The following is a 14,690-nucleotide window of genomic DNA, read 5'->3' as shown; positions in this document are numbered from 1 at the left end:
TGCCAGGAAAATGCGCTTCAAGGAATTGTATTTCATGACCACAAGAACATTTTATTGGGTCAATGCATGTGGTGTCAATACGAAATCGGCGATACTGATACTGTTTTTTCAAAATCTAAGTATGAGATTTTGAAACCATCATTTTAACAAAATTTGAAATTTTATCTTTTTTCTTGCATACCCATCAATATATCGAATCATTTTAAAATACTCGTCAGGAATGTAAATGACAAGTTTTTTATGAGCGAAAGAGTATCTTCAAAAACATCAACACGATGTTTTGTGGCATGATCGGTGTAATGCCATAATACGTGATTGATACCAAAATCGTAATCATCAATACAAGAAAAAGCCCTCACTAATCTGCCAACATATCGTATTACGTAATCTACACAATCTTTGAGTGATTTGTGTTTTGAAGGAGGAAAATAAGCATAGAAACCATCAGGACAATCTATATACATTTGACGCTTGATACACTTGAAATCAAAAGAACCAAAGTGAGCATCAAGACGATTATGAAGATATTTTTGAAAAGATTTACGTAAAGTTTCATAATTTGTATGTTTTAATGCTTTGAAAGGGCCATCTTTGCGAAGTTCACCTTCAGCAATAAGCGAATGAATATGAGGAATCCAATTAAGACTTCTGCCAAAAGTATGAAGAGTAGGAACAGCACAAGGAATAAGATCATCATTCTTATCGCTCAATTTATGTATAGCATAGGAAATCGTATCATTAACAGAGTCAAAGAGAAGGTTTAGCAAGTTGCGATTTTCGAGAAAGAAAGAGCAAAGAGGATCAGGAACTGTAAAGACACCGTGGCGATGAGAAACATCAAAAACTTTATTCAAAATGGAAGCAGATCTTATTTTTTGATATTTTATACCACATTTATTACAGAAACGAGATCTGCACGTATGCCAAACAAAGGTAAAGTTATCACAAGCAGGGCAAGCAAAAAGAGAATGGCCCAGATTATGGAGATAACGGGGCTAAGACCCTTTCTACCAATTGTAAAATTGGTTAAAAGACTATGTTTGTCTCTGGGTAAATATGAATCACAATGACCAGAAGCTATGACACTACTTTTATCTTTAAGCATAATATCGCCTAAGTATATTATACAAGATGTTATATACTCTCAATGTTAATCTGTTCCTTGTAGTGTTTTGAAAAAACACTTTTCTAAATAAAATAGCAAAAAGATAGTACCAATATCGGAATAAAGAAATATACTAGAATATTGATATAGAAAGGGGTTTTGGTGTATGTACTGTGTAAATGGATTTGTGTATTCCATGACAAATTCTTCAAATTATAACGAAGTAATGGTATATTCGCGTAGTATGAATGGAATGTTGTCACGTGTGGGAGGATATGACACTGGGGGAAAAGGAACTGGTCAACAAATAGTGGATCCATTAAGTTCTCAAGGGTCCATTATCCTATCACATAGTGATCGTTTATTGTTTGTTGTGAATGCTGGAAGTAATAGCATTAGTAGCTTTTCAATCGAAGAAAATGGTAATCTAATTTTAATAGATGTAGTGCCTTCAAATGGTGTTATGCCAAATTCCTTATCTATATATCAAGATATCTTATATGTATCTAATCGTGGTGATGATCAACATCCATCCAATATAAGTGGTTTTCAAGTTGATTGTCATGGAAGAATGCATAAGCTTTATAATGCAACCTATGCATTAAGCTCTCCTAGTGCAAAGCCCTCTTGTGTGGTATTTAGTACAAAAGCAGACTATTTAATTGTTTCAGAGCTCTCAAGCAATCAGTTTATGGTATTTCCTGTTCATTGTGATGGTACTTTAGGACGAGGCGTTGTGAATGCTTCAAATGGAGCTGGTCCATTTGGTTCACTCTTTCTTAGGAATGGAGTTTTTGTTGTGAGTGAAGCAGGTGCTGCGTCTCTATCTACCTACCATATCACCAATTGTTTACAACTTCATGCGATCGCAAAATCTATTCCTAATCAACAAAAAGCAACTTGTTGGGTATCTGTAGATATAAAAGAGCAATATGCTTATACAAGTAATGCAGGGACAGATACTATTTCTATTTACAGAATTGATCAAATGGGCAATGTAAACCTTATAAAAAATGTATTGAGCGATCCTAATGGTAGAGCGGCTCCTTTAGATAGTACGACTCCTTGTGATGGAAAGAACTTATATGTATTAAATGGAAATGAGGGAACCATTAGTGTATTTGAAATTAGAAAAAATGGAGATCTTGTGTTAGTTCAGGTATTTGCGAATACAGGATTACCAAACATTGGTGCACAGGGTATTGCATCATGGTAAAAAAAGCAGTAAACCAGTTTGTTTTACGAACTAGTTTGCTGCTTTTTTCTAATCTCTTATATGATAGGAATTCATTGTTTCTTCATCAAAATCCAATCCATCAAACTGTAAACGATAGTAATTTGCATATACGCCACCCTTCGCTAATAATTCACTATGTGTTCCACGTTCTTTTAAACCAAATTCATTAATGACAATGATTTCATCCGCGTTACGTATTGTGGATAAACGGTGTGCGATTGTAATGGACGTACGATTCTTTGCGAGTTCTTCCAAACTCTTTTGAATGTGGCGTTCACTCTCGTTATCCAATGCGCTGGTTGCCTCATCTAGGATAAGGATTTTAGGGTCTTTTAGGAAGACACGTGCAATGGATATACGTTGTTTTTGCCCTCCTGATAAACGAGTTCCACGCTCTCCTACAAAGGTGTCATATCCATCTGGCAAAGACATTACAAAATCATGGATATTTGCTTTTTTCGCAGCATCTACAATTTCTTCGTCATTTGCCCCTGGTCTTCCATACGCAATGTTGTCTTTTATAGAACCAGTGAATAAATACACATCTTGTTGAACAATACCAATGGCATTTCGTAGACTCTTTAACGTTAAGTCACGAATATCCTGCCCATCAATTCGGATACTACCACTTGTTACATCATAGAATCTAGGCAATAGGGAACATAGGGTGGATTTCCCTCCTCCACTTGGACCTACTAGGGCAATGGCTTTACCTGCTTCTATATGAATATCTACATGATTTAATACGGTTTCATCGTTATTGTAAGAGAAGCACACATCCTCATAATCAATCACTCCCTTTACATCTTTAATATCTTTTGCATTTGGTTGATCATAAATATCAGGTTCTGTTTCCACAACTTCAAGGAAACGTTTAAAACCAGAGAAACCCTTTTGAAACATTTCTGTAAATTCTACCAATACTTCAACAGGAGCAACAAAGATGTTTATATATAATGCATACGTCGCTAATTCAATTGCACTTAATGTTCCATTCGCAATGAAATATCCACCCGCAACCAATAAGGTTAAAAACAACATCCCTTGAAAGAAGTTATTTCCTGCATAAAATAATCCCATACGATAGTAATTGTTTTCTTTAGATTTTAAAAACTGTTGATTGCTATGGAAGAATTTATCACGTTCAACATCTTCATTTGCAAATGATTTTACGACACGAATACCAGCTAAGCTATCTTGTAAACGAGCATTCACACCCGCAATCTTTTTACGGTTATCCATAAAGGTAGATTGCATCTTTTTGTTTTGAACTAAAGAAAATACTAACATCAATATGGTGATAATGACCAATAGGATAGTCAATGGGATATTGATCATACATAATAAACTAAAGGAACCAATAATTTTTAATAAAGAAATAAAAACATTTTCAGGTCCATGGTGTGCTAGTTCGGATATATCAAACAAATCAGATACAAGCTTACTCATCATTTCTCCTGTGTTATTCTTATCATAGTAAGAAAAGGAAAGGCGTTCAAATTGATCAAATAAATCTTGTCGCATATCACTTTCCATACGTGCTCCCATAACATGCCCCTGTGCTGAAACATAGTATCGAGCAATGGAGCGAATGATATACATGATTCCAAGGCCACCCGCTAGTAATAGTAAGCTATTGTAAATGGATTCTTTTGTGTCCAAGTACAACGTCCTATTTAGGTAATTTAAAATCTGTGGAAAAGCTAAATCTATGACACTGATTACAAGTGCACAAAGCATATCAAGGAAAAATATAAGCTTATAGGGTTTATAGTAACTTATAAATTTTTTCATTATATTCATGTTACATCCTCCTTCTTCTTTACATAAACGTTCTGACTTATTATAATCTATTATGAGAGAAAGCTCTAGTAACATGCGTAAGAAAAACGAAAAAGGTGAGAATAATGGAATGGATAGAAAAAGATTACATCATTAATGGATATCAAGTCAGCGCAAAGTATACAAAAGAAAATGTAGAAACTATTTTTCAACCACTGATTACACAACTGGAAGAGCTCCAACAACAAAAACAACAAAGAATATTGGTGTTCTTTGCGGCACCTCCAGCATGTGGGAAATCAACGTTGGTAACTTTCCTATGTGATCTTGCGAAAGATATGGGGTATGAAAACATGCAGTTTGTAGGTATGGATGGGTTTCATTATCCCAATGAATATTTGGATTTCCATTTTATGAAAGGGAAGCTATTAAGAGAAGTGAAAGGGTGTCCTGAAAGCTTTGATTTAGAAAAACTTAGAACCTATATTATAGAAACAAAGACAAAAGATATAGATTGGCCAGAATATGATCGAAGCATTCATAATCCTAAGGAGTATGCGATTCATATCCATAAGGATATTGTGTTGATTGAAGGAAATTATTTATTGTTGGAAGAAGACGGGTGGAAAGAGTTAAAACAGTACTGTGATTACTCTGTTTATATCCAAGCAAATGAACATGTACTTGAAAAAAGATTGATTGATCGCAAGGCAAAAAGTTCCAATACAAGAGAAGAAGCGATTGCTTTTTATCAAAAAAGTGATCAAAAAAACATCCAACGAGTTCTAGAGAATACGTCGGATGCTGATTTAAAATTAGAATTAGATGCTCTTGGAATGTATCATCAAATGTAATTTACATTATTTACTAAGTTCACAAGAGACACACTAAACGCAATAATAAGAAGATAAATAACAAGATAAATGATCGGCGTGATATGTTTGAAATAGGAGAGTAGAGAAGCACCTTTATGTTTTTTAATATAGGAAGCGATCTTCTCTCTTTTTAAGAATAATGCAATACATGCAAATAGGATAAGTGCAATTTCAAAAATTGTAAACCCAATTGACACGATATTATTATCCATATACATAGTTGCGACCATACTAATCGCATTATTTATGAAATGAATGAGGATGGCGGGCAATAATGAATTACTGCGCAATACCACGTAACATAATACAAGAGATATAAAGAATGTTGGAATTGTTTGTGGGATATTGCCATGCGCTAGTGCGAATAGTATAGATGTAATAATAATCGCAAACATATTTCCAAAACGTTTTAATGCGGTTAAAATCAAACCACGATATAACAACTCTTCAAAGATTGGTGCTACAATACAAACCATAATAAACATTAAAATGTTGTTTAACAAATCATACTGTAAAGAGAAGTCTGGTGTTGTTAAGGCAATTCCGAAAATGTTTAAGAACATATTCAAGAAAAATATTAAGAAGCCTGCGATACTAGATAGTCCCATTCCAATACCCGTATAATACAAAATCTTACCAAAACTAAATGGATTTTTCTTTAGGGTAGGAATTGTAATCTTTAAAGACTTTTTAAATAAGTAAACTACAAACAGGGTTGCTCCTACTGTCGCCACAATAGTGGAAACATTGGTAAAGGTTATCATACCCATGCTATTTTCGAAATCATACATTCCATAATACGAAGTCGACATATCGGATACCATCATGGCAACCATAAATGGAACCATACATAAGATAATTCCTACTTCTGAACCAATCAGCGCAAGCAGTGCACCCGCTGTGGCATTACATACATAACTTTCTGTTTCATGTTTTGATTTTTTTGGTAATAATGACTCATCCAACATCTTTCCACAACCCGGACACATTACCGCTTTTTCATCAAGTTCTTTTCCACAATATCTACAATACATAAAATTTTCCCCTTATCTATCAAACAGTTTTCTGCGTGATGTAGACTGAATAAACAGTTTCTTCAAAGAATCACTGTCATTGTTAATCAGTGTTTCTTTTAAATGGTTGATTTCATCTACGAAATCATCGATTTCTTGAATCAATATATCTTTGTTCAAGAAAAATAGTTCGCTCCATAAATTTTCATTGATTTTTGCAATGCGTGTTAGATCACGGAAGCTATCTCCAGTATACTCTACTAAATGCGTATTGTCATTCGTATTCATTAAAGAAACCGCAATCGCATGTGTAAGTTGTGATACAAAACCAATCATTTCATCATGCTTTTCAGGAGTTAATACAGTGATATTAGAGAATCCTAATATGGACGCAAAGGAACGTAAGGTTTCAATAGCTTCTTTCGTATTCTTATCCGTTGGTGTAATGATAAAGTTCGCAATATTGAAGATTGCGTCATCCGCAAATTTTACACCACTAACTTCTTTACCAGCCATAGGATGAGAACCTAGAAATTCAAGATCTTCTCTAAGCAACTCTTGTACTCGGTAAACAACGCTGCTTTTTACACCACTTACATCCGTAATAAACGCATTCGGTTTCATATACTTTTGGTATGTTGAAATCCATTCAATCATTGCATTTGGATAGAGTCCTGATATGATGAAATCAGCTTCTGAAATCAAATCTAAATCAAAGGTGGAGCCGTTATCTATTATATTATGTTTCATCGCAAAATCAATACTAAGTTGATTGATTTCGATTGCATCTACATGATAACCATTCTTTTTAAGACCCATGGCATAACTACCACCAATAAGACCAAGACCTACGATTAAAAAACGTGTATCTTTCTGAATCATAGCATTTCCACCTTTCCATTTACACCAAGCAAATCTTCAAAGAAAGCAGGATAGCTCTTATTGATTGCTTGTGCATCATCGATGATAGCGGTAGATTGACTACAGGAGGTTGCGATACTCAATGCCATAACAATGCGGTGATCATTATGTCCCTGTAATTCTTTGCTACAAGTATATTGTTGTTTCCCTGTAATGAAGATTTCATCTTCAGTGGAACGCATATCTACATTGAACTTATGAAGTTCTTGTTGCATTGCCTCGATGCGATCACTCTCTTTGATACGTAATCTTCCTGCATTATAAATGTGTGTTTCTCCTTGTGAATACATCGCAAGGACACATAGAATTGGTCCTAAATCAGGACAATTTTCTAAATTGATTTCATGTGCTATCGGATTGCCTTTATGAATATGATATCCACGTTCTATTTCATCCACTTGTATTTGGAAATCTTTTAAGATTGATAAGATTTGTTTATCGCCTTGTTTAGAATCATGATGTACACCTGTAATGGTTAAATCATGATTTAAAGCCGCTAGTACAGCAAAGAACGCCAATTGTGAATAATCCCCTTCAATTTCATAATCATGAGCTACATACGTTTGATTACCTGGAATATGAAGGGTATGTTCATCCATAAAAGATGCATGAACTCCATATAGTTCCATCATCTGCAATGTTAAATCTACATAAGATTTAGATTCGAAAGGTGGAAGAATGTGAAGTGTAGAGTCTTCTTTAAGTAGTGGTAATACAAACAGTAAACCACTAATAAATTGGGAACTTACATCCCCTTTCATTGTATAGCTTCCTGCTTGTAGGGATTGATGAATATGAATGCCATCTTCACTTTGCACAAAATCCAATCCTTGTTCATGGAAGATATCTTCATATACCTTTTGAGGACGTTGTAGTAAACGACCTTGTCCAGTAAAGATAACCTCTTGATTACATAAAGAAAAGATGGGAATAAAGAAACGTAACGTAGAACCAGATTCGAGGCAAAAGATTTCTTTCTTTGCTAAATGTTGGAAATCTTTGATTCCTTCGATGGTAACACTATCTTTTTCTACAGTAATTTGTGCACCTAGATTACGCATCCCTTCGATTGTAGTTAAGATATCTTGTGAGAATGCAACGTTTGTAATCGTGCTTTTTCCTTGTGCAAGGGCAGCGCATATAATGGCACGGTGAGACATCGATTTACTTGGAGGTATATGAACACTTCCATTACATATAGAAGGGGATACCTTTGCTTTCATTACATATCCCTCCCGATAACGTTAGCGATTGCCTTTCCTTTTCGAATAACTTCTTTAAAGTTATCTGGTTTTAAAGATTGTGCTCCATCACTCCATGCACATTGTGGACAGTCATGAACTTCAATAATCAATCCATCCGCACCAGCCGCAATCGCAGCCAAGGATGCAGCTTCAACCAATTCCCAATCTCCTGTCGCATGACTTGGATCAATGATAATAGGTAAATGCGTTTTCTTCTTAATCAACGGAATCACACTTAAATCTAAGGTGTTTCTTGTATATGGTTCAAAGGTACGAATGCCTCGTTCACACAAGATAACATTCTCATTTCCCTCGGACATAATATATTCAGCGGACATAATCCACTCTTCAATTGTATTCGCTAATCCTCTTTTTAATAACACAGGCTTATTGGTTTTCCCAACAGCCTTTAATAAATCAAAGTTCTGCATGTTACGTGCACCAATTTGAATAACATCCACGTGTTCAACAAACTCCTCTAATTTATCAGCGCTCATAAGTTCACTAACAATAGGAAGTCCACTCTCTTTACGAGCTTCAACCATGGCTTGAATTCCTTCACTTCCCATCCCTTGAAACGCATAAGGACTTGTACGAGGTTTATACGCACCTCCACGAAGCATTACGCCACCTGCTTCTTTTACTTCCTTCGCAAGATGTACTATCATATCTTTTCCTTCTACAGAACATGGACCACCAATCACAACGAGTTTCTCTTTTCCCCCGATGCGTATACCATTAACATCCACAATGGTATCTTCGGGATGAAACATGCGACTTGCCTTTTTGTATGGAGAGGATACACGTACAACGCTATCCACATGAGGGTTTGCCTCAATACGTTTTGGATCTACTTGAGAAGTATCCCCAACTACACCAAACACATTGTAATTTTCTCCGATACTTTCATGTATTTGTAAACCTTTTTCTTTTAATTGCTTCATGACACTTTCTATATCTTGTCTTGTCGCATCTTTTTTCATTGTGATAATCATAACAGTTCCTCCTTATATAGTTTTTATTTCTTATGCATCGATTTGGTTGCTTCTGCTTCCATCATTAAATCTAAAATACCAATTGCTAGTACACTATCTACCACAACTCTTGCACGGTGGATAATGGCAGGATCATGACGTCCTTCAATAACAAGCTTCACAGCTTCATGGCTCTTTAGATCAATGGTATCTTGTTCTTTATAAATAGATGGTGTTGGTTTGATTACACTACGTATCATAATTGGCATTCCATTGCTAATACCTCCATTGATACCACCATTGTTATTTGTTTTCGTTTCTACTTTATTTGTATACGTGAGCGCATCGTTTGCTTCACTACCCAAGCAGTTCGCAAACCCAAAACCTAATCCAAATTCCACACCTTTTAAGGCAGGAACACTAAACAACAAATGAGATAATCTACTTTCAATAGAATCAAAGAAAGGTTCTCCTACACCCGTTGGCATATTCAAAATACAACTTTCCAATATACCGCCAACACTATCCCCTTCTTGCGCAACTTCTGTAATCATTTCTTTCATTTGCACTGCTTTTTCATCATCAAGAACAGGGAACTCTTTTTCATTCACATTCTCAAGATCTTCTAATAAATGTGTACTATCAAAAGGTCGATCATAAATATCCTTGCATTGTAATATGTGGGAGCCTATTTCAATTCCTTTTTCTTTTAATACTTGTAAAGCAATCGCTCCTGCTGCCACAAGTGGGGCAGTAATTCTTCCACTGAAATGTCCTCCACCACGATAATCTTGATATCCTTGATATTTTTCATCTGCTGTATAATCCGCATGCGATGGACGAACTCTATGTTTTGTCTTTTCATAATCATGACTTTTTGTATTTGTGTTATGGATGAGAATGGTAAGTGGTGTACCTGTTGTATACCCATTGAAGTATCCACTCACAATATGAAGTTCATCGCCTTCTTTACGTTGTGTAGAAATACGACCCTTCGCTTTTCTCTTCTCCATCTGTGCTTCTATAAAATCCATATCTAATTTGATACCAGGTGCTAGTCCATCAATCACTGCCCCAATACTTTCTCCATGACTTTCTCCGAAGATTGTCACTTGTAATAAATTTCCGAATGTATTTTTCATACTTGACCTCTCAATATTTCACGCACCTGCGTAAGTGGTGTTTCCACTAATTGTGCACTTCCAAGTTCCTTTACACGTACAAGAGTAACACTATCATTTCCAGCTTTCTTATCACTGCATAATGTTTCATAAACTTGTTGTTCATCATAAGGAGCATCTTTACAAATTCCCAATTTATCATATAGGGCTAATACCCTTTGTTTTAAATCTTTATCATCAATGAAGTACAACATTCCCATCGCCACACATTCTCCATGTAGATAATCACTTAAATGATAGTAACTTTCTATCGCATGTCCAATGGTATGTCCAAAATTTAAAATCTTACGTAAATGTTGTTCTTTTTCATCTTTTTCCACTACATCTTTTTTCACACATAAAGCTTTGTAAATGATGTTATCTAAATCCTGATAAATATCGCCTGTTTCAAATAGTTCAAACAATTCCTTATCGTAGATTAAACCAGCTTTAATCGCTTCTATTAACCCATTGATATAGTGACGTTTTGGTAGTGTTTGTAATGTATCCGCATCCACAATTACGAGCTTAGGTTGATAAAACGCACCAATGATATTTTTTACTTCGTGTAAATTGATGGCGACTTTTCCTCCAATACTACTATCGATTTGAGATAGGGTCGTTGTTGGTATTTGAATAAAATCAATTCCACGCATATAAGAAGAAGCGACAAATCCTGATAAGTCACCTACAACGCCGCCACCTAACGCAATGACACAATCCTTACGTGAAAACTTATGAGACAACATATCTTCACAAATTTCCTTATATACTTCAAAGCTCTTAGAGTCTTCTCCTTGTTCAACGATATGAATGTAACTCTCACGGCATTGTTCACTTAGTATTTTCGCGTATTGTGTAGGTACTCCTGAATCTGTAATAATCATCACTTTACGTTCAAGATTGACATAGTCTGACACATGATGTAAAGCACCATGTTCTAGTATGATGTCGTATCCATTTTCTTTTAAATCAATGTGTAGTTTCATAAAAGTCCTCCCTTAAAGAAAAAAAGCACCGTTCATAGGACAGATGCTAATGTATATTTCGTTATAAAGAATATGGAAAATGACCATCATATGCAAATGTTGGCTTCATAACGAATTCAGCTAAAATAATAATATCCTTTGTTTTGCATAAATAATCACTCCAATTACTCTAATATCATAATATAAAAAGAATGGAATTACAAGGAAAACAAGCAAAACATGTAAAAAATTTCATGAAAAATGAAAATTATGTAAGATATTGATGTGTTTAAAGAAAATGATAGCTTATCTTGAATAGAAAAACTCTTTGCCAAGTTTAATCTAAGTAATAGATTTCTTGAACAAAGAGTCTCTTTTTAAGCGTTTATTTTTGAATAGACTTCGATCAATTCATTAGCCATCAACTTCATGAGTTCACCATTCATCATTTGATCTTCTGCATGAAGAAGTAAAAGTGTAACTTCTATTTTAATATTGTTTGCCATATCTTTTAATAAATTTGCATGTGCTCGATGACATTCTAATGCTTCCTGCTCACCTTTGGTAATACATGCACGAGCTTCATCGATTTTGCCTTCTTTTGCACAGTCAATCGCTTCCATATATGAGGAAGATGCTTCTCCCATACTGGCTATCATCTGAAAACATATCATTTCTTCCATTACTTAACCTCTTGATTATTTGATAATTCATAATCATTTTCATCTTTTACGCATTTTTTATCCCAGATTTTAAAGAATGGATAATAAATTGCTGCAGCCATTACCAGAATCAAGAGTTGTAAAATAGCAACTTTGATATCTCCAGTTATCAAGAATCCTCCAATTAAGGCAGGTGTTGTAAATGGTATAGCAACCCCAGTTGGTGCAGATACTAAACCAGTATACATAGCGGAATAACTGATCAAGATTGAAAGCATTGGCGTTACAAAGAATGGGATTGCGAGAACAGGATTCATAACGATTGGTAAACCATATATCAGTGGTTCATTAATATTGAATATACTAGGGACTAACGATAATTTTCCTAATTCTTTAAGCTGTTTTGATTTTGCTTTGAATGCAAGCATGCCACAGAATGGAAGAGTAATCCCAGATCCTCCAAGGAAAACAAAGTGATCTAAATATTCTGTGGTAACAACATAGGGGACAGCTAATCCAGCTTGGTGTGCAGCTAAATTTGCATATTTTGCGGCTTCCCAAATCGGTTGCATTACAGATTGCACAATAAGGGTTCCATGAATCCCGAAAATCCAGAAGAAAGTATTAAAGAAACCAGCTGTAATCTCTGTACCAATAAGTGATGTCCCAACACCTAATAACGGAATTTGAAGTACATTTAAGATAAACTCATTCGCGCTCTCATATGGTGTAATAAGAAAAATATAACGAATGATAATAAATAAAGGCAAAATGATAGCAGTTGGTATCAAAGCAGTAAAAGAACGAGAAATAGAGGCAGGAACACTTGGTGGCATTTTGATAACAAGGTTCATTTTTATTACTTTTACATAGATACTAACTGCAATGAGTGCGGAAATCATACCACAGAATAGTCCTTGTGCACCAAAGTCAGCTGCGGAGAAAGCTCCATCTTCGATTTGTATTAAGAGCATAAAATAAGCAGCGACACTAATCATTCCTGCTGGAAGAGGCTCTACTTCAGAGTTTTTAGCTAGAGAATAACCAACACCAAAAGTAGTGAAAATCGCAACGAGCCCGGTTGTTGCACTGGAGATAGTGGCACTCCACCAACTCCAATTCTCCCCAAAAATTGATGCCATCATCTCTTGAAAAGCAGGTAGGGGAAAGTCTGAGATTACTAAAGCAATGGAACCTACAATCATTAATGGCATACAGAGAACCAAACCATCACGTATTGCCATTAAAATTTTATTGCTAGAAACTACCTCAACGATTGGCATTGTTTTTTCTTCCAATGTATTTAGAAATTTAGACATAACTATTACTTCCTTTCAAAGGTTGGCCAATAATCTTTATTTACTTCCATGTAATCCGCAATCATCTTTTTAGCTTTTTCGGTATCATTCACTAGACGATTGATTGTAAATGCTTGTAAAAGTTTTTGATAATCGTGTTCCGTGATAGCATCGACAAGTAATTTCTCACAAGCGTATTGATTCTCCATTAATCCTTTTTCAAATGTAGGAATTTCTCCAATCGCAATTGGTTGTATTCCTTCTTTTCCAATGCGGCATGCTGCTTCTATCATCATGCCTGGGTCAATATTTGGTATGATTCCATCATTCTTTACCATCACAAGACAGATATCATTTTTATTGTTAATAATTGAGATTGCTAATTCGATTAGATAAGTTGCATGTACATCATTATAAGCTATTGTAGAGGAAGTAGCTTGCGACACATCACTTGCATTCTGATCAATATGCTTACTTATATCATATTGCGTACCTCGCATCTTTCCAAGGGACACAATGCCATTACAATAAGATTTAACATTTTCGCCACGACCCTTTAAAACTTCATCATAACGTGTAAATTCACTATTATAATGTTTTAGACATTTTTCAGGATACAAATAATAAAGTAAATATGTACTTGGCAATGAGTAAGGATAGTCTAATACAAAATCTGCATGTTCTTGAAAAGTTCCACCCCAGTGATGATCATTTTTATACATTTCATGTAGCTCATTATGTACCCGTTGAGGATCATTCTTACAAATCTCTAGTATTTCAGGAAGAACATCTTTTCCTGTTTTTTTATCATAGAAATGTGTAAACCATCCAAAGTGATTCAATCCAAAATAGATAGGTTCTACATCACTTCTTACACGGTTTACAAGTGGTAAATAAGAATCCATAATCTGTGTTGGCATATCACAGATATTTATTAACTTTTTATCTTCTGGGAAAACTCGTTTTGTTGCTTCTGCTACAATAGCGGCAGGATTAGAATAATTAATGATCCAACTATCTGGTGCATAGTTACGTATATCGCGTATGAGCTCAATCATTTGTGTAACGGAGCGTATTCCATAAGATAATCCACCTGCTCCACAAGTCTCTTGACCGATGCAATCATAACGGTAAGGAATTTTTTCATCAAAGTTTCGCATATCGATACCTCCTGCACGAATTTGTACAAAGGCAAAGTCGATATCTTCGAAGGCTGTTTTTTTATCTGTTGTATAATCGAAAGAAACTTCTGGATAATATTCTTTAAATAAAATCTTTCCATATTCGCCAATTTTCTCTTGACGATCGTGGTCAATATCATAAATCATGACTTTCTTTAAAGGAAAATCTTTTTGCACAAAACATAATAACTCTAACATATCTGGTGTATAGGTGCTTCCGCCCCCACAAATAACAATTGAATAACGTTTCATTGTTTCTCCTCTCATTTC

Annotated in this window: 13 protein-coding genes; 2 read left to right on the top strand and 11 right to left on the bottom strand. The window is 35.0% G+C overall.

The features are described from left to right. Nucleotides 1–197 precede the first annotated feature (197 nt). Nucleotides 198–977 carry an IS91 family transposase gene (locus ACWG0P_RS04140; RefSeq protein WP_455800675.1) on the bottom strand — a complete coding sequence of 260 codons (780 nt, stop codon included), beginning with the start codon at nucleotides 975–977 and terminating at the stop codon, nucleotides 198–200. A gap of 294 nt (nucleotides 978–1,271) precedes the next feature. Between ACWG0P_RS04140 and ACWG0P_RS04135 the strand changes: the two genes are divergently transcribed. Beyond that, nucleotides 1,272–2,321, top strand: a complete 1,050-nt coding sequence (locus ACWG0P_RS04135) for a lactonase family protein (protein WP_455800609.1) — start codon at nucleotides 1,272–1,274, stop codon at nucleotides 2,319–2,321. Nucleotides 2,322–2,369: 48 nt separating this feature from the next. Here the strand turns inward: ACWG0P_RS04135 and ACWG0P_RS04130 are convergent, their stop codons facing one another. Beyond that, a complete protein-coding gene (locus tag ACWG0P_RS04130) occupies nucleotides 2,370–4,145 on the bottom strand; it encodes an ABC transporter ATP-binding protein (RefSeq protein ID WP_455800608.1) in 1,776 nt (591 codons plus the stop codon). 104 nt (nucleotides 4,146–4,249) lie between these two features. Here ACWG0P_RS04130 and ACWG0P_RS04125 point away from each other — a divergent pair, with 104 nt between their 5' ends. Further along, a complete protein-coding gene (locus ACWG0P_RS04125) occupies nucleotides 4,250–4,978 on the top strand; it encodes a nucleoside/nucleotide kinase family protein (RefSeq protein ID WP_455800607.1) in 729 nt (242 codons plus the stop codon). Here the strand turns inward: ACWG0P_RS04125 and ACWG0P_RS04120 are convergent. The 9 genes from ACWG0P_RS04120 to ACWG0P_RS04080 all read right to left on the bottom strand — a co-directional run bounded on the left by ACWG0P_RS04120 (nucleotide 4,969) and on the right by ACWG0P_RS04080 (nucleotide 14,672). After that, nucleotides 4,969–6,033, bottom strand: coding sequence for a CPBP family glutamic-type intramembrane protease (locus ACWG0P_RS04120; protein ID WP_455800606.1), 1,065 nt, complete (start codon nucleotides 6,031–6,033; stop codon nucleotides 4,969–4,971). The genes ACWG0P_RS04125 and ACWG0P_RS04120 overlap by 10 nt on opposite strands. A gap of 12 nt (nucleotides 6,034–6,045) precedes the next feature. After that, nucleotides 6,046–6,894 (bottom strand): prephenate dehydrogenase, encoded by an 849-nt coding sequence (locus ACWG0P_RS04115; RefSeq protein WP_455800605.1) that lies wholly within the window; start codon nucleotides 6,892–6,894, stop codon nucleotides 6,046–6,048. Beyond that, nucleotides 6,891–8,156: a 3-phosphoshikimate 1-carboxyvinyltransferase gene (gene aroA / locus ACWG0P_RS04110; RefSeq protein WP_455800604.1), complete on the bottom strand. Its 1,266-nt coding sequence runs from the start codon at nucleotides 8,154–8,156 to the stop codon at nucleotides 6,891–6,893. The genes ACWG0P_RS04115 and aroA overlap by 4 nt, the downstream gene beginning before the upstream one ends. Further along, a complete protein-coding gene (gene aroF / locus ACWG0P_RS04105) occupies nucleotides 8,156–9,172 on the bottom strand; it encodes a 3-deoxy-7-phosphoheptulonate synthase (RefSeq protein ID WP_455790844.1) in 1,017 nt (338 codons plus the stop codon). Before aroF ends, aroA begins: the two co-directional genes overlap by 1 nt. A 23-nt stretch (nucleotides 9,173–9,195) precedes the next feature. Next, nucleotides 9,196–10,293: a chorismate synthase gene (gene aroC / locus ACWG0P_RS04100; RefSeq protein WP_455800603.1), complete on the bottom strand. Its 1,098-nt coding sequence runs from the start codon at nucleotides 10,291–10,293 to the stop codon at nucleotides 9,196–9,198. Beyond that, nucleotides 10,290–11,300, bottom strand: a complete 1,011-nt coding sequence (gene aroB / locus ACWG0P_RS04095) for a 3-dehydroquinate synthase (RefSeq protein ID WP_455800602.1) — start codon at nucleotides 11,298–11,300, stop codon at nucleotides 10,290–10,292. The genes aroC and aroB overlap by 4 nt, the downstream gene beginning before the upstream one ends. Nucleotides 11,301–11,656: 356 nt before the next feature. After that, nucleotides 11,657–11,962 (bottom strand): PTS lactose/cellobiose transporter subunit IIA, encoded by a 306-nt coding sequence (locus ACWG0P_RS04090; protein WP_455800601.1) that lies wholly within the window; start codon nucleotides 11,960–11,962, stop codon nucleotides 11,657–11,659. Beyond that, nucleotides 11,962–13,260: a PTS sugar transporter subunit IIC gene (locus ACWG0P_RS04085; RefSeq protein ID WP_455800600.1), complete on the bottom strand. Its 1,299-nt coding sequence runs from the start codon at nucleotides 13,258–13,260 to the stop codon at nucleotides 11,962–11,964. The genes ACWG0P_RS04090 and ACWG0P_RS04085 overlap by 1 nt, the downstream gene beginning before the upstream one ends. A 5-nt stretch (nucleotides 13,261–13,265) precedes the next feature. Next, nucleotides 13,266–14,672, bottom strand: a complete 1,407-nt coding sequence (locus tag ACWG0P_RS04080; RefSeq protein ID WP_455800599.1) for a family 4 glycosyl hydrolase — start codon at nucleotides 14,670–14,672, stop codon at nucleotides 13,266–13,268. Nucleotides 14,673–14,690: the final 18 nt, after the last annotated feature.

It is taken from the genome of Amedibacillus sp. YH-ame6 (assembly GCF_053848845.1).
This window is presented reverse-complemented; position numbering and strand designations above follow the sequence as displayed.

Bases quoted from the DNA above. Each gene is read 5' to 3' on its own strand.
- ACWG0P_RS04135 (WP_455800609.1), top strand. From the start codon at position 1,272: ATGTACTGTGTAAATGGATTTGTGTATTCCATGACAAATTCTTCAAAT.
- ACWG0P_RS04130 (WP_455800608.1), bottom strand. From the start codon at position 4,145: ATGAATATAATGAAAAAATTTATAAGTTACTATAAACCCTATAAGCTT.
- ACWG0P_RS04125 (WP_455800607.1), top strand. From the start codon at position 4,250: ATGGAATGGATAGAAAAAGATTACATCATTAATGGATATCAAGTCAGC.
- ACWG0P_RS04120 (WP_455800606.1), bottom strand. From the start codon at position 6,033: ATGTATTGTAGATATTGTGGAAAAGAACTTGATGAAAAAGCGGTAATG.
- ACWG0P_RS04115 (WP_455800605.1), bottom strand. From the start codon at position 6,894: ATGATTCAGAAAGATACACGTTTTTTAATCGTAGGTCTTGGTCTTATT.
- aroA (WP_455800604.1), bottom strand. From the start codon at position 8,156: ATGAAAGCAAAGGTATCCCCTTCTATATGTAATGGAAGTGTTCATATA.
- aroF (WP_455790844.1), bottom strand. From the start codon at position 9,172: ATGATTATCACAATGAAAAAAGATGCGACAAGACAAGATATAGAAAGT.
- aroC (WP_455800603.1), bottom strand. From the start codon at position 10,293: ATGAAAAATACATTCGGAAATTTATTACAAGTGACAATCTTCGGAGAA.
- aroB (WP_455800602.1), bottom strand. From the start codon at position 11,300: ATGAAACTACACATTGATTTAAAAGAAAATGGATACGACATCATACTA.
- ACWG0P_RS04090 (WP_455800601.1), bottom strand. From the start codon at position 11,962: ATGGAAGAAATGATATGTTTTCAGATGATAGCCAGTATGGGAGAAGCA.
- ACWG0P_RS04085 (WP_455800600.1), bottom strand. From the start codon at position 13,260: ATGTCTAAATTTCTAAATACATTGGAAGAAAAAACAATGCCAATCGTT.
- ACWG0P_RS04080 (WP_455800599.1), bottom strand. From the start codon at position 14,672: ATGAAACGTTATTCAATTGTTATTTGTGGGGGCGGAAGCACCTATACA.